The organism is Rhodococcus sp. NPDC047139 (assembly GCF_040643435.1).
Lineage (GTDB): Bacteria > Actinomycetota > Actinomycetes > Mycobacteriales > Mycobacteriaceae > Rhodococcus.
Genome location: NZ_JBEYUH010000001.1, coordinates 387,152 through 405,033, shown reverse-complemented (window position 1 = coordinate 405,033; position 17,882 = coordinate 387,152). Strand labels below are relative to the sequence as shown.

Annotated in this window: 15 protein-coding genes; 3 read left to right on the top strand and 12 right to left on the bottom strand. The window is 67.8% G+C overall.

From position 1 onward, the window contains the following. Position 1: 1 nt before the first annotated feature. Positions 2 to 1,189 carry a chorismate synthase gene (aroC, locus tag ABZ789_RS01950; RefSeq protein ID WP_358418102.1) on the bottom strand — a complete coding sequence of 396 codons (1,188 nt, stop codon included), beginning with the start codon at positions 1,187 to 1,189 and terminating at the stop codon, positions 2 to 4. A gap of 48 nt (positions 1,190 to 1,237) precedes the next feature. Beyond that, the gene (locus ABZ789_RS01945; protein ID WP_358418099.1) at positions 1,238 to 1,882 is read right to left on the bottom strand and encodes an A24 family peptidase; all 645 of its coding nucleotides are present in this window, start codon (positions 1,880 to 1,882) and stop codon (positions 1,238 to 1,240) included. 131 nt (positions 1,883 to 2,013) lie between these two features. Here ABZ789_RS01945 and ABZ789_RS01940 point away from each other — a divergent pair, with 131 nt between their 5' ends. Next, the gene (locus tag ABZ789_RS01940; RefSeq protein ID WP_358418096.1) at positions 2,014 to 2,394 is read left to right on the top strand and encodes a DUF1622 domain-containing protein; all 381 of its coding nucleotides are present in this window, start codon (positions 2,014 to 2,016) and stop codon (positions 2,392 to 2,394) included. On the opposite strand, the gene ABZ789_RS01935 is transcribed toward ABZ789_RS01940, so the two are convergent. The 7 genes from ABZ789_RS01935 to ABZ789_RS01905 form a co-directional block, all read right to left on the bottom strand. Beyond that, on the bottom strand, positions 2,387 to 3,634 hold the full coding sequence (locus ABZ789_RS01935) for an RNA polymerase sigma factor (protein ID WP_358418094.1): 1,248 nt from the start codon (positions 3,632 to 3,634) through the stop codon (positions 2,387 to 2,389). The two genes, ABZ789_RS01940 and ABZ789_RS01935, sit on opposite strands and share 8 nt — an antisense overlap. 13 nt (positions 3,635 to 3,647) lie before the next feature. Continuing rightward, complete coding sequence (locus ABZ789_RS01930) at positions 3,648 to 4,004, bottom strand: YciI family protein (RefSeq protein WP_358418091.1); 357 nt, start codon at positions 4,002 to 4,004, stop codon at positions 3,648 to 3,650. Between the two features lie 140 nt (positions 4,005 to 4,144). Beyond that, a complete protein-coding gene (locus tag ABZ789_RS01925) occupies positions 4,145 to 4,999 on the bottom strand; it encodes a shikimate dehydrogenase (RefSeq protein WP_358418088.1) in 855 nt (284 codons plus the stop codon). Then, entirely contained in the window at positions 4,989 to 6,767 is a 1,779-nt protein-coding gene (locus ABZ789_RS01920) for an endolytic transglycosylase MltG (RefSeq protein WP_358418085.1), read from the bottom strand. The genes ABZ789_RS01925 and ABZ789_RS01920 overlap by 11 nt, the downstream gene beginning before the upstream one ends. Next, on the bottom strand, positions 6,764 to 7,282 hold the full coding sequence (ruvX, locus tag ABZ789_RS01915) for a Holliday junction resolvase RuvX (RefSeq protein ID WP_358418082.1): 519 nt from the start codon (positions 7,280 to 7,282) through the stop codon (positions 6,764 to 6,766). The genes ABZ789_RS01920 and ruvX overlap by 4 nt, the downstream gene beginning before the upstream one ends. A gap of 2 nt (positions 7,283 to 7,284) precedes the next feature. Further along, positions 7,285 to 9,951, bottom strand: coding sequence for an alanine--tRNA ligase (gene alaS / locus ABZ789_RS01910; RefSeq protein WP_358418079.1), 2,667 nt, complete (start codon positions 9,949 to 9,951; stop codon positions 7,285 to 7,287). Positions 9,952 to 10,067: 116 nt separating this feature from the next. Continuing rightward, positions 10,068 to 11,507 carry a replication-associated recombination protein A gene (locus tag ABZ789_RS01905; protein WP_358418076.1) on the bottom strand — a complete coding sequence of 480 codons (1,440 nt, stop codon included), beginning with the start codon at positions 11,505 to 11,507 and terminating at the stop codon, positions 10,068 to 10,070. A gap of 94 nt (positions 11,508 to 11,601) precedes the next feature. Here ABZ789_RS01905 and ABZ789_RS01900 point away from each other — a divergent pair, with 94 nt between their 5' ends. Continuing rightward, the gene (locus ABZ789_RS01900; RefSeq protein ID WP_358418073.1) at positions 11,602 to 13,239 is read left to right on the top strand and encodes an alkaline phosphatase D family protein; all 1,638 of its coding nucleotides are present in this window, start codon (positions 11,602 to 11,604) and stop codon (positions 13,237 to 13,239) included. On the opposite strand, the gene ABZ789_RS01895 is transcribed toward ABZ789_RS01900, so the two are convergent. From ABZ789_RS01895 to aspS, 3 genes are all read right to left on the bottom strand, one after another. Then, positions 13,236 to 14,399 (bottom strand): kinase, encoded by a 1,164-nt coding sequence (locus ABZ789_RS01895; protein WP_358418070.1) that lies wholly within the window; start codon positions 14,397 to 14,399, stop codon positions 13,236 to 13,238. The two genes, ABZ789_RS01900 and ABZ789_RS01895, sit on opposite strands and share 4 nt — an antisense overlap. A 203-nt stretch (positions 14,400 to 14,602) precedes the next feature. After that, positions 14,603 to 14,872, bottom strand: coding sequence for a DUF4235 domain-containing protein (locus ABZ789_RS01890; RefSeq protein WP_358418068.1), 270 nt, complete (start codon positions 14,870 to 14,872; stop codon positions 14,603 to 14,605). Positions 14,873 to 15,034: 162 nt separating this feature from the next. After that, positions 15,035 to 16,810, bottom strand: a complete 1,776-nt coding sequence (gene aspS / locus ABZ789_RS01885) for an aspartate--tRNA ligase (protein ID WP_358418065.1) — start codon at positions 16,808 to 16,810, stop codon at positions 15,035 to 15,037. Positions 16,811 to 16,949: 139 nt separating this feature from the next. On the opposite strand from aspS, the gene ABZ789_RS01880 reads away from it, so the two are divergent. Then, positions 16,950 to 17,867, top strand: a complete 918-nt coding sequence (locus tag ABZ789_RS01880) for a neutral zinc metallopeptidase (protein WP_358418062.1) — start codon at positions 16,950 to 16,952, stop codon at positions 17,865 to 17,867. Positions 17,868 to 17,882 lie beyond the last annotated feature (15 nt).

The window sequence follows — 17,882 nt, the reverse complement described above, 5'->3', positions numbered from 1 at the left end:
ATCACCGCGGCGGCCGCGCCGCGATGCCTTTCAGGTAGTGCTGGGCATTGCTCGTCGTCTCGGCGAGCGAGTCACCACCGAACTTCTCGAGTGCGGCCTGTGCAACGACGAGCGCAACCATCGCTTCGGCCACGACGCCGGCCGCGGGCACCGCGCACACGTCCGAACGCTGGTGGATTGCGACCGCCTCGTCGCCGGTGGTCATGTCCACCGTCGACAGGGCCCGCGGCACCGTCGAGATCGGCTTCATCGCGGCACGCACCCGCAGAGGCTCACCGTTGGTCATGCCACCCTCGATGCCACCGGCACGGTTGCTCGAGCGGAGGACACCGTCGGGACCGGGCTTCATCTCGTCGTGGGCGGCGCTGCCGCGTCGGCGTGCGGTCTCGAAACCGTCGCCCACCTCGACACCCTTGATCGCCTGGATTCCCATGAGGGCCGCGGCGAGTCGCGAATCGAGACGGTCGGCTCCGCTGACGAACGAGCCGAGACCCACAGGTAGTCCGTGCACGACGACCTCGACGATCCCACCGAGGGTGTCGCCGTCGCGCTTCGCAGCCTCGATCTCCGCGATCATGGACTCCTCTGCGGCCTTGTCGTAGGCCCGCACCGGGCTCGCGTCGATCGCGGCGAGATCGTCCGCGCCGGGTTCGGGTCCGACATAAGGCTCGGATGCACCGATGGAGATCACGTGCGAGACGACCTCCGCACCGAATGCCTGCCGCAGGAAGTTCCGGGCCACGGTGCCGGCCGCCACACGTGCCGCGGTCTCCCGGGCACTGGCCCGCTCGAGGACGGGACGGGCATCGTCGAAGCCGTACTTGAGCATGCCCGCGAAGTCGGCGTGGCCGGGCCGGGGGCGGGTCAGCGGCGCATTGCGCGCCTGACCTTCGAGCAGTTCGGGATCGACCGGGTCGGCGGCCATGATGGTCTCCCACTTGGGCCATTCCGTGTTGCCGATCTCGATGGCGATCGGTCCGCCCAGGGTACGTCCGTGCCGGACGCCGCCGATCACGGTGACCTTGTCCGCCTCGAACTTCATGCGTGCGCCGCGGCCGTAACCCAGTCGCCGCCGCGCGAGTTGCTCCGAGATGTCGCTCGAGGTCAACTCGACTCCGGCAACCATCCCCTCGAGCATCGCGACGAGGGCGGGACCATGGGATTCTCCAGCAGTTATCCAACGCAGCACACTCCCATCCTTCCACGTCGAGTTCTTTCCTCGCGACGCCGCCCCTGGTCAGCCCGCCGTGATCAGCGCCACGCCGGTCGCGAGGCACATCGACGGACCGTGTGGAAGCAATACGACGCCGCAGTTCTCACTTCGCCGACGGGCGCGCGCCACCCGCGTGAACGTCGCCGCACCGGCGGTGAGAACGGATGGCAACAGGGCGCTGACAAGCAGCGCGGCCGGTCCCGCAATGCCGGCGACAGCACCGAGACCGACGGCGAGTTTCACATCGCCCGCGCCCAGTGACCGCGGGAGCGCGAGGTGCGTGACGCACAGCGGCGCGGCGAGCAGCACCGCGCCGACCATCGCCTCCCGGCCGTGCCCGGTCACTGCCGCCGTGGCCAGAATCGACCCGGCGCCGCCGACGGTGAGGACATTCGGTAACCGTCGGACCAGGAGGTCGACGGCGCTCAGACACACGCACCACCACCCGAAGACCGTCGTCGCGAAGACGCCGGTCGCGGTGGGGGCGACCTGCGCGAGTACCGCGACGATCAGACAGGCCGCTTCGCAGCTCACCGGAGGTGGACGACGTCCGGCCAGCCGGCCGGCCAGAGAACGCACCCCCACACCCGTCATCGCGCCGACGACCGCCGTCACCACAACCACCGTCTCCCCCACAGCCCGCAGCCTGCCGTACTCCTGCGAATCCACCGGGCCATCGAGGAGATCGGACCTCCGATCTGTGGATGGCTGCGACCCCTGTGGACAAACACCCACGGTGGACGTGTTCTCCTGCGAGGATTGCCGCAGCCTGCGATACCCGGTCGGAAAGGGCTGGTTGCATGAACATTTCGTGGCTGCTCGAACGCGTCGGCACCGCAATCGATGTCGTGGGCGTCTGCGTCATCGTGATCGGGGTTCTCTTGGCGACGTGGATTGCGGTCACCGCGCCGCGCCGCAGTCCGGGCGCGCCGATCTACGAACCGTATCGACGCAATGTCGGCCGATCGATCCTCCTCGGCCTCGAATTCCTGGTCGCAGGCGACATCATCAAGACGGTGGCCGTCACCCCCACCTTCACTTCGGTGGGCGTGCTGGCGATCATCGTCGTCATCCGAACGTTCCTGAGCTGGTCGCTCCAGCTGGAGATCGACGGCCGGTGGCCGTGGCAACGGTCGGTGCCGGACACCGCCCGCGCGCCTGCCGCCGGCAGCGCTACCTGAGCTTCTGCCGCAACGCGTCACGCCGCCGCAGAAGGTGTGCGCATTCCATCGCGTTCTCCGTCAGTGCCGCGGCGGTGTCGTAGGCGGCATCCGCCTCGGCGATCCGTCCGAGGCGCTGCAACAGATCTGCGCGCACGGCATGGAAGACGTGATAGCGGTCGAAACCGAGACGGTCGACGATCTCCAACGCAGCGGCGGGCCCGGCCACCTCGGCGAGGGCGACCGCGCGGTGCAACGCGACGACCGGCGTGGGGGTCGTGGCTGCCAGCTGGTCGTAGAGCTCGACGATCTGCGACCAGTCGGTGTCCTCGACCGAGGATCCGTCGGAGTGCACGGCCGCGATCGCTGCCTGGATCTGATATGGTCCCGGCAGGTTCCATCGCAGGGTGCGCCGTACGAGTGCCTGCCCCTCGTCGATCAGGGCACGATCCCACAGCGATCGATCCTGGTCGGCCAGGAGCACCAATTCGCCGTCGGGCCCCGTGCGGGCCGCCCGACGGGACTCCCCGAGGAGCATCAGGGCGAGCAGCCCCGTGGTCTCCGGGTCCTCCGGTACGAGCCGGAGCAGCAAACGGCACAAGCGCACGGCTTCCGCGCACAGATCCGCGTCGACGAGTCCGGGCCCGCCGGTCGTGGTGTGACCTTCCGTGTACACGAGATAGAGCACGGACCGGACTGCGTCGAGCCGGTAGGGAAGTTCGTCCGCGGACGGTATGCGGAACGGTATGCCCGCATCGCGAATCTTCCGTTTGGCGCGTGATATCCGTTGCCCCATGGTGGCTTCCGGAACCAGGAAGGCTCGGGCGATCTGCGCCGTGGACAGTCCGCAGAGCAGGCGCAGCGTCAGGGCGACGCGCGAATCCGGCGCGAGCGCCGGGTGGGCGCAGGTGAAGATCAGACGCAGACGATCATCGGGGATCTCCGGCCGATCGAGCGAGACGGGGTCGTGCACCCCACCTGTCGTCGGATGGAGCAGGTCGGCTTCGGCGTGCTTGGCCGAGCGCGCCGCCTCACGCCGCGCCTTGTCGATCGCCCGTCGACGTGCCGTGGTGATGATCCAGCCGGCGGGACTCGGTGGAACCCCGTCCGTCGGCCATTTCTCGACGGCGATCGAGAAGGCGTCCTGCACCGCGTCTTCGGCGACGTCGATATCGCCGAAGACGCGGGTGAGCACTGCGACCGCCCGGCCGTACTCGTCGCGGAAGATCCGTTCGATGTGGTCGGGGAGCAGATCCGTCATCGAAGGCGTCGGATTATTCGGCGCAGGAGCCGAACGCCAACGGCCGCACCTCGATGGGCAGGGTGACGGCCTCGGAAAGCCCCTGGGCCCATTTCAATGCCTCGTCGAGGTCGGCTACCTCGATGATGTCGAATCCACCGATATGTTCCTTACCTTCGATATACGGCCCATCCGTTGTGGTGACCGAGTCACCGACGGCGTGCACGACGGTGGCGCTGTCCGGTGGGTGCAATCCGGCCGAGAACACCCACACCCCGGCCTCACGCGCCGCGCTCTGCCAATCGGCGACCTTCTTCATGATGGGATCGAGAACTTCCGGCGGCGGTGGGTCACCGTCGGGCTGATAGATGCCGAGCAGGTATTGCGCCATCACTGGCTCCTTCCCCAGCGGCCGGCGGTTCCGGCCTCTCATCCTCCATACGAACGGTAGGCCGCATTTTCGACATCCCGGAAGAGAACGGGGTGATGGAAGGGACCGGAACAGTGAGGATCCCGCCATACCTGTGGCCGCTAGTGGTCGACCGGCTCCGGATATTCCAGGCCGATCGCACGCGCCATCTCCCGTCGCGGAGCCGGCAGGCCGGTGAACTGTTCGACCTGCCCGAACGCCTGATTGAGCAGCATGTGCAGCCCACCGAGAATCCGTGATCCGCGCTCGCTCGCCGCTTCGGCCAGCGGGGTGGGCCACGGGTCGTAGATCGCGTCGAGGATGCACGGCGCGTGCGCCAGAGCGGCCGCCCAGGGCGATGCCGCACCGGCAGGCACGGTACTGACCAGCGCTGCCGATGCGGCACAGAGGTCGGCGAGTTCGGGAGCGTCGAACGGCACCCATCGAGCCTCGACGCCGTCTCCCAGACAGTCGAAGGTGGCGCGTGCCTTCTCCTCGGAACGGGCCACCACGGTGACGGTCCGGACACCGAGTTCCTTCAGGCCCACGAGGGCGGGCCGCGCGGTGCCGCCGGATCCCACGACCACCGCCGACCGTCCGGTCAGGTCACCGACTCCGCCGGATCGCAACGCGCCCGTCACTCCATCGACGTCGGTGCAATCCGCCCGCCAGCCGTTCTCCGTCCGGACGAGGGTGTTGGCTGAACCGATGGTGACCGCTCGCTCGGTCCGCACATCGGCGAATCGCAGAGCCGCGAACTTGCCCGGCATCGTCACCGACAGACCGACCCACTCCTGCCCGAGCCCCTCGACGAGGGACGGCAACTGCTCGCCGGTGCACTCGACGCGTTCGTAGGTCCACCCGTCGAGCCCGAGCGCGCGGTAGGCCGCGAGGTGCAGTAGCGGCGATTTCGAGTGCGCGATGGGCTTTCCGAGGACCGCTGCTTTACGGACGCCTCGGGCCGGATCAGCGGCCACTGTCGAGGATCCCACTCGCGAGGGCCAGTTCGGTGTTCCGGAGGTGCTCTTCGTAGGAGTTGGCGAACAGCGTGGTCCCCTTGTCGTCGATCGTCACGAAGTAGATCCAGTCCCCCGGTTCCGGGTTCTCCATCGCTTGCAGCGCGCCGATGCTCGGCGAGGAGATCGGAGTCGCCGGCAGACCGACCATGGCGTAGGTGTTCCAGGGTGTCACCCGAGCGCGGTCCGCATCGGTGGTCGCGAGTTCGGTCTCGTCGAGCTCGTAGTTGACGGTCGAGTCGAACTGGAGCATCTGATCGATTTCGAGCCTGTTGAGGATCACCCGAGCGACCTTCGCGAAATCCTGTGGCAGAGCCTCGCGTTCGACGAGTGATGCGGAAATGAGCATCTCGTACGGGGTGAGGCCCACGCGTGCGGCGGCTTCGGTGATCCCGGTGGAGTCGTAACTCGCAGCACTCTCCGACACCAGACGCGCGAGGATCTCGACAGGTTCGGCCGACGGATCGAAGTCCCAGCTGCCGGCCGCGATGAGACCCTCCAGCTGCCGACTGCGGTCTGGCACGTTGGCGACGGCCTCACGCGCCCACTCCGGAACGCCGAGAGCCTGCAGGTCCGGGGTCGACCCTGCCGCGTCGAGTTCCTCGTAGGTGACACAGTTCTCGGCTGCGGGATCACCGTGGCAGCTCGCCTCGGCAATGAGCGTGTAGATGCCCTTGCGCACCGCGCCCGTGTTGACGTCCCGGATGTCGTGGAGCTGGCGACCCTCGGAGATCACGAGTGCTCCCACCCGGCTCTCCGGATCGACGAGTGCCGCGACGGCGTCGACGGCCGGAATGTTGGTGGGGACCTGATAGAAGCCGGGATGCAGAGCGTTCATCCCCGAGTTCTGCACGGCCGCTTCGTAGAACGCGGCGGAACTCGCGACGACACCCTTGTCGACGAACTCGGTGCCGATCTCCCCGGCGGTGTCGCCCGGATTGACCTGGACGACCACCGCGGGGCCGGCAGGGCCGGTGAAGTCCGGGGGACGATCGGCGCCGGAGAACCGCTCGTATGCGAGATAACCTCCACCGAGAACGACGAGCAGGAGCACCGCCGCCGCCAGCGCACCTACGACTCGTCCGCGCTTCTTGCGCCCGACCGCCTTCGGGTCGCGAGTCTCGGCGCTGTCCGGGCCGCCGACCGCGGCGGGCATCGCGCGCTGCTCTGCGGTGTCGACCTCCGCCTCTTCGTCGTCGTCGCGGTAGTCCTCGATACGCGCAGCGTAGGAGTAGCCGCCGGGGTACTCGTCGTCGACGTAACCTTCGTCGGGGCGACCGTCCCGTCCGTAATCGTCGTCGGCACGGTTGCCGCCACCGCGTGAGGTGTCGTCGTACTCGTAGTCCTGCTCGACGTAACCCTGCTCGGCGCGGCCCGAGGGGTCGCGGGAGTCGTAACCGCGTGCGCCCGGCGGCGGCCCGTCGAATGCTCCCGGGCCGAAGTTCAGGACCGTGGTCTCCTGATCGTCCGGGTTCGGGCGACCGGCGTACCGCCGCTCGCCGGTGAAGCCCTCGCCGTAAGGATCACCGCCGTACGAGTCCGAGTCGCGGCGGTAAGGATCGGCTTCGTACCCGTCGTCGTACCGATATCGAGGGTCGTACCGTTGCGGATCCTCGGTCCCGCCGGCGGGACCGGCCGGAGGCTGTCGGTACCCACCGGCGTAGGGATCCGCGAACAGACCCTCCTGTGCGTTCTCCGAATGGTCGTCGTGGCGTCCGTGCCGGCTCACCGGCTACCCCCCACGTCCCCGTCCGACTCGTTCATCCCCGAACTCCGCTCGTCCAACCAACCTTGCAAGATGGCCACGGCGGCAGCCTGATCGATGACCGGCCGCGCACCTCGCGCACTCACCCCACTCTCGCGGAGAGCACGCGCCGCAGTGACCGTAGTGAATCGTTCGTCGGCCAGGCGCACGGGAACGTCGGGAAGGACGCGACGGAGCCGACGCGCGAAATCGCTCGCCAGTTTCGCAGCCTTGCCGGGCTCACCGCGCAGTGTCTGCGGCAGCCCGACGATAACCTCCACGGCCTCGTATTCCCTAACGATCTGGACAATGCGCTCGATATCGGGCGTCCGCGGGCCTCGGTCCTTGGCCCGCGGCACCGTCTCGACGGGGGTGGCCAGGATGCCGTCGGGATCGCTCGACGCGACCCCGATCCGCACGCTGCCGACGTCGACGGCGATACGGCGACCACGGCCGGGATCGTCCACACCGGGACGGTCCGGGCGCGGCAGATCCGCCACGCTCAGCCGGCCAGCTCGTTCAGACGGGCCCGGAACGCGTCGAGCGCAGCCGGGATTCCCGCAGGATCCGAACCCGAGCCCTGGGCCATGTCCGGCTTGCCACCACCTCGGCCACCGATCGCGGAGCCGAAGCTTGCGACGAGTTCGCCGGCCTTGATGCCCTTGTCCTGCGCGGTCTTGGTGGTCGCGACGACGAAGGGCACCTTGCCGTCGGCGTCACCGAGCAGCAGCACCACGGCGGGTTCGGTGCCGAGTCGGCCGCGGATGTCCGCAGCGAGCGTGCGCAGATCGTTGCCGGCAACGCCCTGCGGAGCCGACTCGGCGACGACGAGCACGTCACCGACGCGCTGCGCCTTCGCCGCGTACGTACCGGCGGCAGCCGCGACGTTCGCCGCCCGGGTCTTCTCGAGTTCCTTCTCCGCGGCCTTGAGCCGGTCGAGCAGTGCCTCGACACGACCGGGCACCTCTTCGGACGGAACCTTCAGTGTCGAAGACAGCCCTGCGAGCAGGGCGCGTTCCTTCGCCAGGTGCCGGTAGGAGTCGAGGCCGACGTACGCCTCCACGCGACGCACACCCGAGCCGATCGACTGTTCGCCGAGGAGCGTGACGGTGCCGACGTGCGAGGAGTGCTGCACGTGCGTGCCACCGCACAATTCCATCGAGAACGGTCCGCCGATCTCGACGACCCGCACCTCGTCGCCGTAGTTCTCGCCGAAGAGGGCCATCGCACCCATCTTCTTGGCCTTGTCGAGATCGGTGACGAACGTGTTGACGGGATAGTTCGCCGCCACAGCCTCGTTGGTCACCCCTTCGATGTCCTGCTTCTGCTGCTCGGACAGCGCACCGGGCCAGGAGAAGTCGAACCGCAGGTATCCGGGCTTGTTGAGCGAGCCTGCCTGTACCGCGTTGGGTCCGAGCACCTCCCGCAGGGCTGCGTGCACGAGGTGGGTACCCGAGTGCCCTTGGGTGGCACCCTTCCGCCATTCCGGATCCACCTGGACGAGCACCGCATCGCCTTCGACGACCTGACCTTCGAGCACGGTGACCTTGTGGGTCCACAGCTGCTTCGCGATCTTCTGGACGTCGTTGACCTTGATCTTCAGACCCGGCCCGGTGATGCTGCCGATGTCGGCGATCTGGCCGCCGGACTCCGCGTAGAGAGGGCTGCGGTCGAGGATCAATTCGACATCCTGGCCTGCACTCGCAGCGTGCAGACGCTCACCACCGGTGATGACGGCGAGTACGTGGGCTTCGGAGACCAGTTCGCTGAAGCCCGTGAACTCGGTGGGCCCGCGGTCGAGCAGCTCCTTGTAGACCGTCAGGTCGGCGTGCGCGTGCTTGCGCGCGCGGGCATCGTCCTTGGCGCGCTGCCGCTGCTCGGCCATGAGCGAGCGGAAACCTTCCTCGTCGACGGTCAGACCGGCTTCGGAGGCCATCTCGAGGGTCAGGTCGATGGGGAAGCCGTAGGTGTCGTGGAGGGTGAACGCCTCGGTGCCGCCGAGCACACTCTTACCCTGCGACTTCACCGTCTCGACGGCACCTTCGAACAGCTTGCTACCGGTACCGAGCGTCTTGAGGAATGCCGTCTCCTCGCCCACCGCGACCGTTTCGATACGGGAGAACTCGGTGGCGAGTTCGGGATAGGACGGGGCCATCGTGTCTCGCACGACCGCCATGAACTCTCGCATCGTGGGCTTGTCGGCGCCGAGCAGACGCGCCGAGCGCACGATGCGGCGCAGCAACCGGCGCAGCACGTAGCCACGACCGTCGTTTCCGGGATTGACGCCGTCGACGATGAGCATCGCCGCTGTGCGGGCGTGGTCCGCGATGACGCGGAAGCGCACGTCGTCCTCGTGGCCGGCGCCGTAGACCGCACCGGTCAGTTCGGCGGCCTTGTCGATCACGGGACGCAGCAGGTCGGTCTCGTAGACGTTCTCGACGCCCTGGAGGAGGAAGGCGACACGCTCGACGCCCATGCCGGTGTCGATGTTCTTCTTCGGCAGCGGGCCGAGGATCGGATAGTCGTCCTTTGCGCCGCCCTCGCCGCGCTCGTTCTGCATGAAGACGAGATTCCAGATCTCGATGTAGCGGTCCTCGTCGGCCTCCGGGCCGCCGTCGACGCCGTAGTCGGGACCGCGGTCGTAGAAGATCTCCGAACACGGCCCGCAGGGACCCGGGATGCCCATCGACCAGTAGTTGTCCTTCATGCCACGCCGCTGGATGCGCTCCTCGGGCACACCCACCACGTCGCGCCAGATCGAGTAGGCCTCGTCGTCGTCGAGATAGACCGTCGCCCAGAGTTTCTCGGGATCGATGCCGTAACCACCCTCGTCGACGGAGGAGGTGAGCAGCGACCATGCGAAGGTGATGGCCTCTTCCTTGAAGTAGTCGCCGAACGAGAAGTTGCCGGCCATCTGGAAGAAGGTGTTGTGCCGTGTGGTCTTGCCGACTTCCTCGATGTCGAGGGTGCGCACACATTTCTGCACCGATGTGGCGCGCGAGTACGGCGGGGTCTGCTGACCGAGGAAGTAGGGCACGAAGGGGACCATGCCGGCGTTGACGAACAGCAGGTTGGGATCGGCGAGGATCAGCGACGCACTCGGCACCTCGGTGTGTCCCGCCTTCACGAAGTGATCGAGAAAGCGCCTGCGGATCTCGTGGGTCTGCACGTCGATGGTCCTTTGTGGTCTGGCGATGATGTGGAACTGCCCGGACGGGCGGTCGATCCGGTCGATCGGCCGTTCTTCAGCTTATCGCGCCGTCCCCGGCGCCTGCCCTACGGCGGTCATCGCTCGCCGCGCACGATGCGCCGCAGCTTGGGCAGGCGTGCCGACAACTCCCGTTCCACCCCGCGCCCGGTCGGCTCGTAGTAGTCGACGCCGACCAGCTCGTCCGGCGCGTACTGCTGCGCGAGTACGCCGTCCGGATGCGAGTGGGGGTACTTGTAGCCGATCGCATTGCCGAGCTTCTGCGCCCCCTGATAGTGGCCGTCACGCAGGTGGGCCGGTACCGGACCTGCCTTGCCTGCTCTGACGTCGGCGATCGCCGCGCCGAGCGCCGCGGTGACGGCCCCGGATTTGGGGGCGGTCGCGATGTGGATGGTGGCCTGAGCGAGAGCCAGCTGAGCTTCGGGCATCCCGACCTGCTGCACCACCTGCGCCGCCGCGACCGCCGTCTGCAGTGCGGTGGGGTCGGCCATGCCCACCTCCTCGCTCGCCTGGATCATCAGGCGGCGCGCGATGAAGCGCGGGTCCTCCCCCGCAACGATCATCCGCGCCAGGTAATGCAGCGCGGCGTCGACGTCGGAGCCCCGCAGGGACTTGATGAATGCACTCGCGACGTCGTAGTGCTGGTCGCCGTCGCGGTCGTAGCGGACGGCTGCCTCGTCGATGCTCGACTCGACCGTCGCGAGGTCGATGATCGCCTCGCCGTCGCCCGACCTGGCAAGGGCGGTGTCGGCAGATGCCTCGAGGGCCGTGAGGGCACGGCGGGCGTCGCCGCCGGCGAGGCGTACGAGGTGATCGAGGGCGTCGTCGGTGATCTCCACGGCACCGGCGAGTCCGCGCGTGTCGGTCCGGGCGCGTTCGAGCAGGGAGCGGATGTCGCCGGGGCCGAGCGGTTGCAGTTGCAGCACGAGGGACCGGGACAGCAACGGCGCCACGACCGAGAACGACGGGTTCTCCGTCGTGGCGGCGACGAGCAGCACGATGCGGTTCTCGACCGCCGCCAGCAGAGCGTCCTGCTGGGTCTTCGAGAACCGGTGGACCTCGTCGATGAACAGCACCGTCTGTTCGCCGTGGGTGAGCCGCCGCCGGGCGAGATCGATGACAGCCCGCACGTCCTTGACTCCTGCGGAGAGAGCGGACAGCGCTTCGAACCGGCGTCCTGTCGCCCCGGAGATCAGTGACGCCAGGGTCGTCTTCCCGGTTCCGGGTGGGCCGTAGAGCACCACCGATGCAGCACCCGATCCTTCGACGAGACGGCGCAACGGCGCACCCGGTTCGAGCAGATGCTGCTGTCCGACCACCTCGTCGAGACTCGCGGGCCGCATCCGCGCAGCGAGCGGCGCAGTTGCCCCGGTGGCGGACGGCAGGGCGTTCGTGCCGCCGGGTACACCGAAGGCCCGGCGGAGCTCCGGCTCGACGTCGGCTTCGGGTTCGCGCGGCGCTTCGAACAAGGCGTCCGGTTCGGCGGACTGGTCGTTCGCCCCGAAAAGATCACTCACGCCCTCGACGCTACAAGCTCGGCCCGACGTCCGGTTCCCGGCAGGTATGGCGAATTCCGGGACGAATGTCCGACTTTGTGGTCGGATCATAGCCGTGGCCACGACAGGGTCTGCCGATCATGTGTCTCGCCGTACCGTGCTCCGTTCGTCGCTCGTCGCCGGTGTTGCAGCCTTCACTTCGATGTCCCCCGCAGCGCACGCATCCCCCGTGGTGTTCGCCCATGGAGTGGCCTCGGGCGATCCGCTGCCCGACGGAGTGATCCTGTGGACGCGCGTGACACCGACTCCGGAGGCCACGCCCGGTTCGGGGGCGGGACCCGACGTTCCGGTGACCTGGGAACTCGCCCGCAGCAGCGACTTCGACGCGGTCGTCTCGAGCGGCACGGTGACGGCGAGAGCGACATCCGATCACACCGTGAAGGTGGACGTACGCGGCCTCGCGCCAGGCGCGACCTACTTCTATCGCTTTCGCGCCGCCGGGACCGTCTCACCGACGGGCAGGACACGCACGGCGCCTGCGCCCGGCGCCTCGGTCGGGCGTCTCCGGTTCGGGGTCGTGTCGTGTTCGGACTGGGAAGGCGGGTTCTTCTCCGCCTACCGTCATCTCGCGGCGCGCGACGATCTCGACGCCGTGCTGCACCTCGGCGACTATCTGTACGAATACGCGGCCGGGAGGTTTCCCGTCGCCGGTGACCGGGCCGTCCGTTCGCATCTGCCGGCGCACGAGATCGTGAGCCTGGCCGACTATCGCATCCGGCACGCCCAGTACAAGACCGATCCGGATCTTCGGGCCTTGCACGCGAAGGTGCCGTGGATCGTGGTGTGGGACGATCACGAGTCGGCGAACGACTCGTGGGCAGGCGGGGCGGAGAACCACGATCCACTCGTCGAGGGCGACTGGGCACGACGTAAAGCGGCATCCGTGCAGGCCTACGACGAATGGATACCGGTCCGCATGAACGGCGGACGCCTCTACCGCCGGCTGCGGTTCGGCGGGCTCGCCGAGCTTTCGATGCTGGACCTGCGCAGCTATCGCTCACAGCAGATCTTCGGAGCGGGACGCCGGGTCGACGATCCTGGGCGCACGATGACCGGCCGGGAACAGATGGACTGGCTCACCGCCGGCCTGACGACCTCCCCCACGCGGTGGCAGCTGATCGGTAATTCGGTGATGTTCTCGCCGATCCTGCTGCCACCCTTCGATCCACGGACCACCGGCGCACTGACCGAGCTCATCGGAGTGCCGGCCGGAGGCCTGCCGTTCAACACCGACCAGTGGGACGGTTACACGGCCGACCGCCGACGGCTGCTCGACACGATCACGGCGGCCGGTCTACGGAACGTCGTCTTCCTCACGGGCGACATTCACACCTCGTGGGCGATGGACGTGCCCGTCGACGCCGCCGCCTATCCGGGTGCGGGCACCGTCGCGACAGAGTTCGTGGTGCCGTCGGTGACGTCGGCGAACATCGACGAGCTGCTCGGTGTGCCGCCGAGGAGCGCGTCGCCCGCGCTGGAGGCGACGGCGACCGCGACCAATCGTCACGTCCGGTTCATCGAACTCGATTCGCATGGCTACGGGGTGCTCGACGTGACTCCCGATGCGACGCAGATGGAGTGGTTCTTCATCGGCGAACGTGCGGATCCGAACACGGGCGCGCGGCGCGTCGCGGGATACCGAGTGGCAGATGGTGCCACGAGGATCGAACCCGCCCCTCCGTTGGAGAACTAACCGGCGACACGGTCCCCGAGGTGGGCGAGCACATCGCCTGCGTGTGCGGCGACGTCGTCGTGCCCGGTTTCGGCGGCGAACTCCGCGAGCAGCGACCAGCGGGCGCGCAGCGCCGGAATGCGAGCGACCGACAATCCGTGCTCCCGTACCGATGCAATACGCGCGTGGTCCTCGGGAAGGAACAGATGCGTGCTCAACCATATGCACGCGAGGAGGGCGTCGAGCAGTCGTTCTTCGAGCACCTCGTCGTAGGCCAGTTGCGGCCACATGGCCACGACCTCGGCCCGCCACGCGTCGGCCATCGCACGGATGCGGTCGACGGAAAGCGGTACCGAGCACAGGCACAGCGGGAAGGAACTGAGTGCGTACGCGATGTCGAGCGTCGCGTCGCGGAAACCGCCCCACTCGTAGTCGAGGAACTGCACGCCTTCGTCGCCGACCACGATGTTGTCGGGACATAGATCGGAGGGACTGAACGCGCGGAAACGTCCGCCGGTGAAGAGCTTGGAAGCACGTTCGGCGCGCTCGCGCACCGACTCGGGCACCGACAGGCCGAAGTCCGCCTCGAGCAGTTCGGGCACGCCGCGGACGGCATCGAGGGCCTGCTGCGATACGGCATCGGCCACTCTGGCGACGTCGGCGCGACGCAGCAGCGCCGCGAAGTCCTCCTCGCGGCCGACGGTCGCGGCATGCATACGTCCCAGAGCTTGCGCCAGCGCCATGAGCGTGTTGCCGGCAGCCTCGGCGCTGTTGCGCAGCACCTCCGCCATCGTCGTTGCGTCACCGAGGTCGCTGAGCACCAGCAACCTGGCATCGAAATCGTAGGCGAGCAATTCGGCACCGGGCCGGTGGTCCTTCGCCAGCGCGGTCGTGAACTGGTAGGAAACCGCTTCGCGCAGGAAGGCGACCTGCTCGTCGGTCTCGGAACCGCGAAAGTCCACGTGACCCGCGCCGCGGGAGGGCGGCACCTGCTTGAGAACGAGAGTGCGAGGCAGGGAGAACGGATTGGATGCCACCCGTACCCGTACGACCACCGAACGGCCACTGCCGCCGAGATCCACGGGATCGGTGAGAGTCACCGTGGCACCGGTACGGCGCGTGAGCAGCGCTTCGGCGGCGTGTACCACTTCGGACACGGGGTCTGCCAATGTTGCGGTCATCACTACTCAATCTACAGGTTGTGAGTCACGGGGAGGTTGTCCACAGGACTCGGATCTACCGGGACCTTCTTCACGCGCGGCCGCCTCACCTGCTCCTTTTGTCCGCTTCGTACGAAAGATTCGCAGATCTTCCGGGCGTGTCGCCCCTCACATCCGCTCTCCGTCCGATCTCGCACCGCGGGTCACGGTCGGGACACGAAAGACTATTCCGGCGAGACGTGCGTGACCTTCTGGAAACCGCGGGCCGTCCCCCGGTCCACAGCCGCCTTCACGACGCCGAAGATCAGTCCCTGGAGAGCCGCCGCAACGAGCACATCGCGGGTGCGCTGCGACAGATCCTGGGGTTCCGGCCGTTCGTCACTGCTGCCGACCTTCTTCCACACCTGGTTGAACACGGCCCCGGCGAGAATGCCGCCTCCTACGCTTGCTGCGAGAGCGAGCGGCTTGTAGACGATCACACGTGCGTCGGGCATCGATACCTCCTCGATCCGCCGCCCCTGTGGCGCCGGACAGACGGAGTACCCGAGGCCGGTCCACACAAACCTTCGCACACCGGCACCACCACTCGTGCACATGCCGAGGTCGCGGTGCCGTCGAGACACGGCACCGCGACCTCGGGCACGGACGACTCCCGATCAGGACTTGGGGGCAGGCTCCGGCACGAAGTCGATACCGGTCTCCTTGCGCTGCGCCGGAGTGATCTCTCCCGGAGCATCGGTCAACGGGTCGACACCGCCACCGGACTTGGGGAACGCGATGACCTCGCGAATCGAGTCCACACCGGCGAGGAGCGCGGTGATCCGATCCCAGCCGAAGGCGATGCCGCCGTGCGGGGGTGCGCCGTACTTGAACGCCTCGAGCAGGAAGCCGAACTTCTCGTTCGCCTCCTCCTCCGAGATGCCCATCACCTTGAACACCCGCTCCTGGATGTCCGGACGATGGATACGGATCGAACCGCCGCCGATCTCGTTGCCGTTGCACACGATGTCGTAGGCGTACGCGAGGGCGGAGCCGGGATCGGTGTCGAAGGTGTCCATGTATTCGGGCTTGGGTGAGGTGAACGCGTGGTGCACCGCCGTCCAGGCGGAGTGGCCGAGCGCCACGTCGCCGCTGGCGGTCGCGTCGGCCGCCGGCTCGAACAAGGGCGCGTCGACGATCCACACGAACGCCCAAGCATCGGGGTCGATGAGATCGAGCTTGCGGGCGATCTCGTCGCGCGCGGCGCCGAGCAGGGCGCGCATCTGCTTGGTGGCCCCGGCGGCGAAGAAGATGCAGTCGCCGGGCTCGGCCCCCACGTGCTCGGCGAGACCGTCACGTTCGGCGTCGGTCAGGTTCTTCGCGACCGGTCCGCTGAGCGTTCCGTCCTCACCGACGAGCACGTACGCGAGCCCCTTGGCACCGCGCTGCTTGGCCCACTCCTGCCATGCGTCGAGCTGACGACGCGGCTGGCTCGCGCCCCCGGGCATGACGACGGCACCCACGTACTCTGCCTGGAAGACCCGGAAGGTTGTGTCCTTGAAGAACTCCTTGCACTCGACGAGTTCGATGCCGAATCGCAAGTCGGGCTTGTCGGTGCCGAAGCGGCGCATCGCCTCCGCGTAGGTCATCCTCGGGATCGGGGTCTCGAGTTCGTAGCCCACCAGGCGCCACACTGCGTGCAGCACCTCCTCGGCGAGCAGGATGACGTCGTCCTGGCTGACGAATGCCATCTCGATGTCGAGCTGGGTGAACTCCGGCTGACGGTCGGCTCGGAAGTCCTCGTCGCGGTAGCAGCGCGCGATCTGGTAGTAGCGCTCGATACCACCGGTCATGAGCAACTGCTTGAACAACTGCGGAGACTGGGGAAGTGCGTAGAACTTGCCGGGCTGCAGCCGGGCCGGGACGAGGAAGTCGCGGGCGCCCTCGGGCGTCGAGCGGGTCAGGGTCGGGGTCTCGACCTCGACGAATTCGTGATGGGCGAGCACGGCGCGAGCCGCGGCGTTGACCCTGCTGCGCAACCGGATGGCCTTGCCCGGTTGCTCGCGGCGCAGATCCAGATAGCGGTACTTCAGGCGGGTCTCCTCGCCGACCTGATCGTCGAGCTGGAACGGCAGCGGGGCAGCCTCGTTGAGAACCTCGAGTTCGGATGCGTCGACCTCGATCGCGCCGGTCGGGATCTCGAAGTTCTGGTTACCCTCGGGCCGGACCTCCACCTTTCCGGTGATCCGCACGCAGTACTCGGCGCGCAGCCGGTGCGCCTGCTCGAGGACATCGGGATTGCGGAATACCACCTGAGCGACCCCCGAGGCGTCGCGCAGGTCGATGAAGATGACCCCGCCGTGATCGCGACGCCGGGCAACCCAACCGGTGAGGGTGACAGTCTGCTCGGCGTGCTCGGCTCGCAACGAGCCGGCCAGATGGGTGCGCAGCACGGAATTCCTTTCGAAACGATCAGCGACGGGTTCGTCGGCTGTAATCCTACGAAAGACACGGCCCGGCCGAGGACACCCGTCCCCTCCCGGTCGTGCCAAGCTTGTGCCGCTCGAGCACTGCGGACAGAAAGCGGGAACGATGACGTTCAACGAGGGCGCGCGGATGGATGCGGGTCGCGTCCGCACCGGAGGCGGCGGTCGCGGCGGCAAGATGGCGCTGGGCGGCGGGGCGGGTGGCCTGATTCTGGTCGTCCTCGTACTGCTCATCGGTGGTGACCCGTCGTCGCTTCTCGGCTCGGGGGTCCCCGACAGCTCGGGTGACCCGCAGGCGGAGAGCACCCTCGACGAGTGCGAGATCGGCGGTGCCGCAGCGAACTCGAATATCGACTGCCGAGTTCTCTATACCGTCGGCTCGCTGGACTCGGTGTGGGAGCAGCAGTTCGCCGCCCAGACCGGAGTCGCCTACGAACGGCCCGAGGTCGCGCTCTTCACCTCGGCGACATCCACCGGATGCGGTAACGCGACGAGCGAGATCGGCCCCTTCTACTGTCCCGCGGACCGGACCGCGTACTTCGATACGAGCTTCTTCCGGGAACTCGAAACACGGTTCGGAGCCAGCGGCGGTCCGCTCGCGCAGGAGTATGTCGTCGCCCACGAGTTCGGACACCATCTGCAGAACCAACTCGGCGACCTCGGGCGTGCGCAGGCGGATCCGCGCGGCCCCGAATCCGGTGCGGTGCGTACCGAACTGCAGGCCGACTGCTATGCGGGCGTGTGGGCCTTCCACGCCGACAAGTTGCCCGATCCCGCGACGGGCGAGCCCTTCCTGATGCCGCTCGGGGATGAAGACATCCGCGACGCCCTCTCTGCCGCATCCGCGGTCGGCGACGACCGGATCCAGGAGGCCGCGACCGGCCGGGTGAACCCGGAGGGCTGGACGCACGGATCGTCCGAGCAGCGACAGGCATGGTTCCTCACGGGATATCGCACCGGCCGGATCGACGCGTGCGACACCTATTCGGCACGCGATCTCGACAATCCGCCGGCGCTGCCCTGAGACCCTGCGGCCGAT

Coding starts and splice junctions, on each gene's coding strand:
- ABZ789_RS01940 (WP_358418096.1), top strand. CDS start 2,014: ATGAACATTTCGTGGCTGCTCGAACGCGTCGGCACCGCAATCGATGTC.
- ABZ789_RS01935 (WP_358418094.1), bottom strand. CDS start 3,634: ATGACGGATCTGCTCCCCGACCACATCGAACGGATCTTCCGCGACGAG.
- ABZ789_RS01930 (WP_358418091.1), bottom strand. CDS start 4,004: ATGGCGCAATACCTGCTCGGCATCTATCAGCCCGACGGTGACCCACCG.
- ABZ789_RS01895 (WP_358418070.1), bottom strand. CDS start 14,399: ATGACCGCAACATTGGCAGACCCCGTGTCCGAAGTGGTACACGCCGCC.
- ABZ789_RS01890 (WP_358418068.1), bottom strand. CDS start 14,872: ATGCCCGACGCACGTGTGATCGTCTACAAGCCGCTCGCTCTCGCAGCA.
- ABZ789_RS01880 (WP_358418062.1), top strand. CDS start 16,950: ATGACGTTCAACGAGGGCGCGCGGATGGATGCGGGTCGCGTCCGCACC.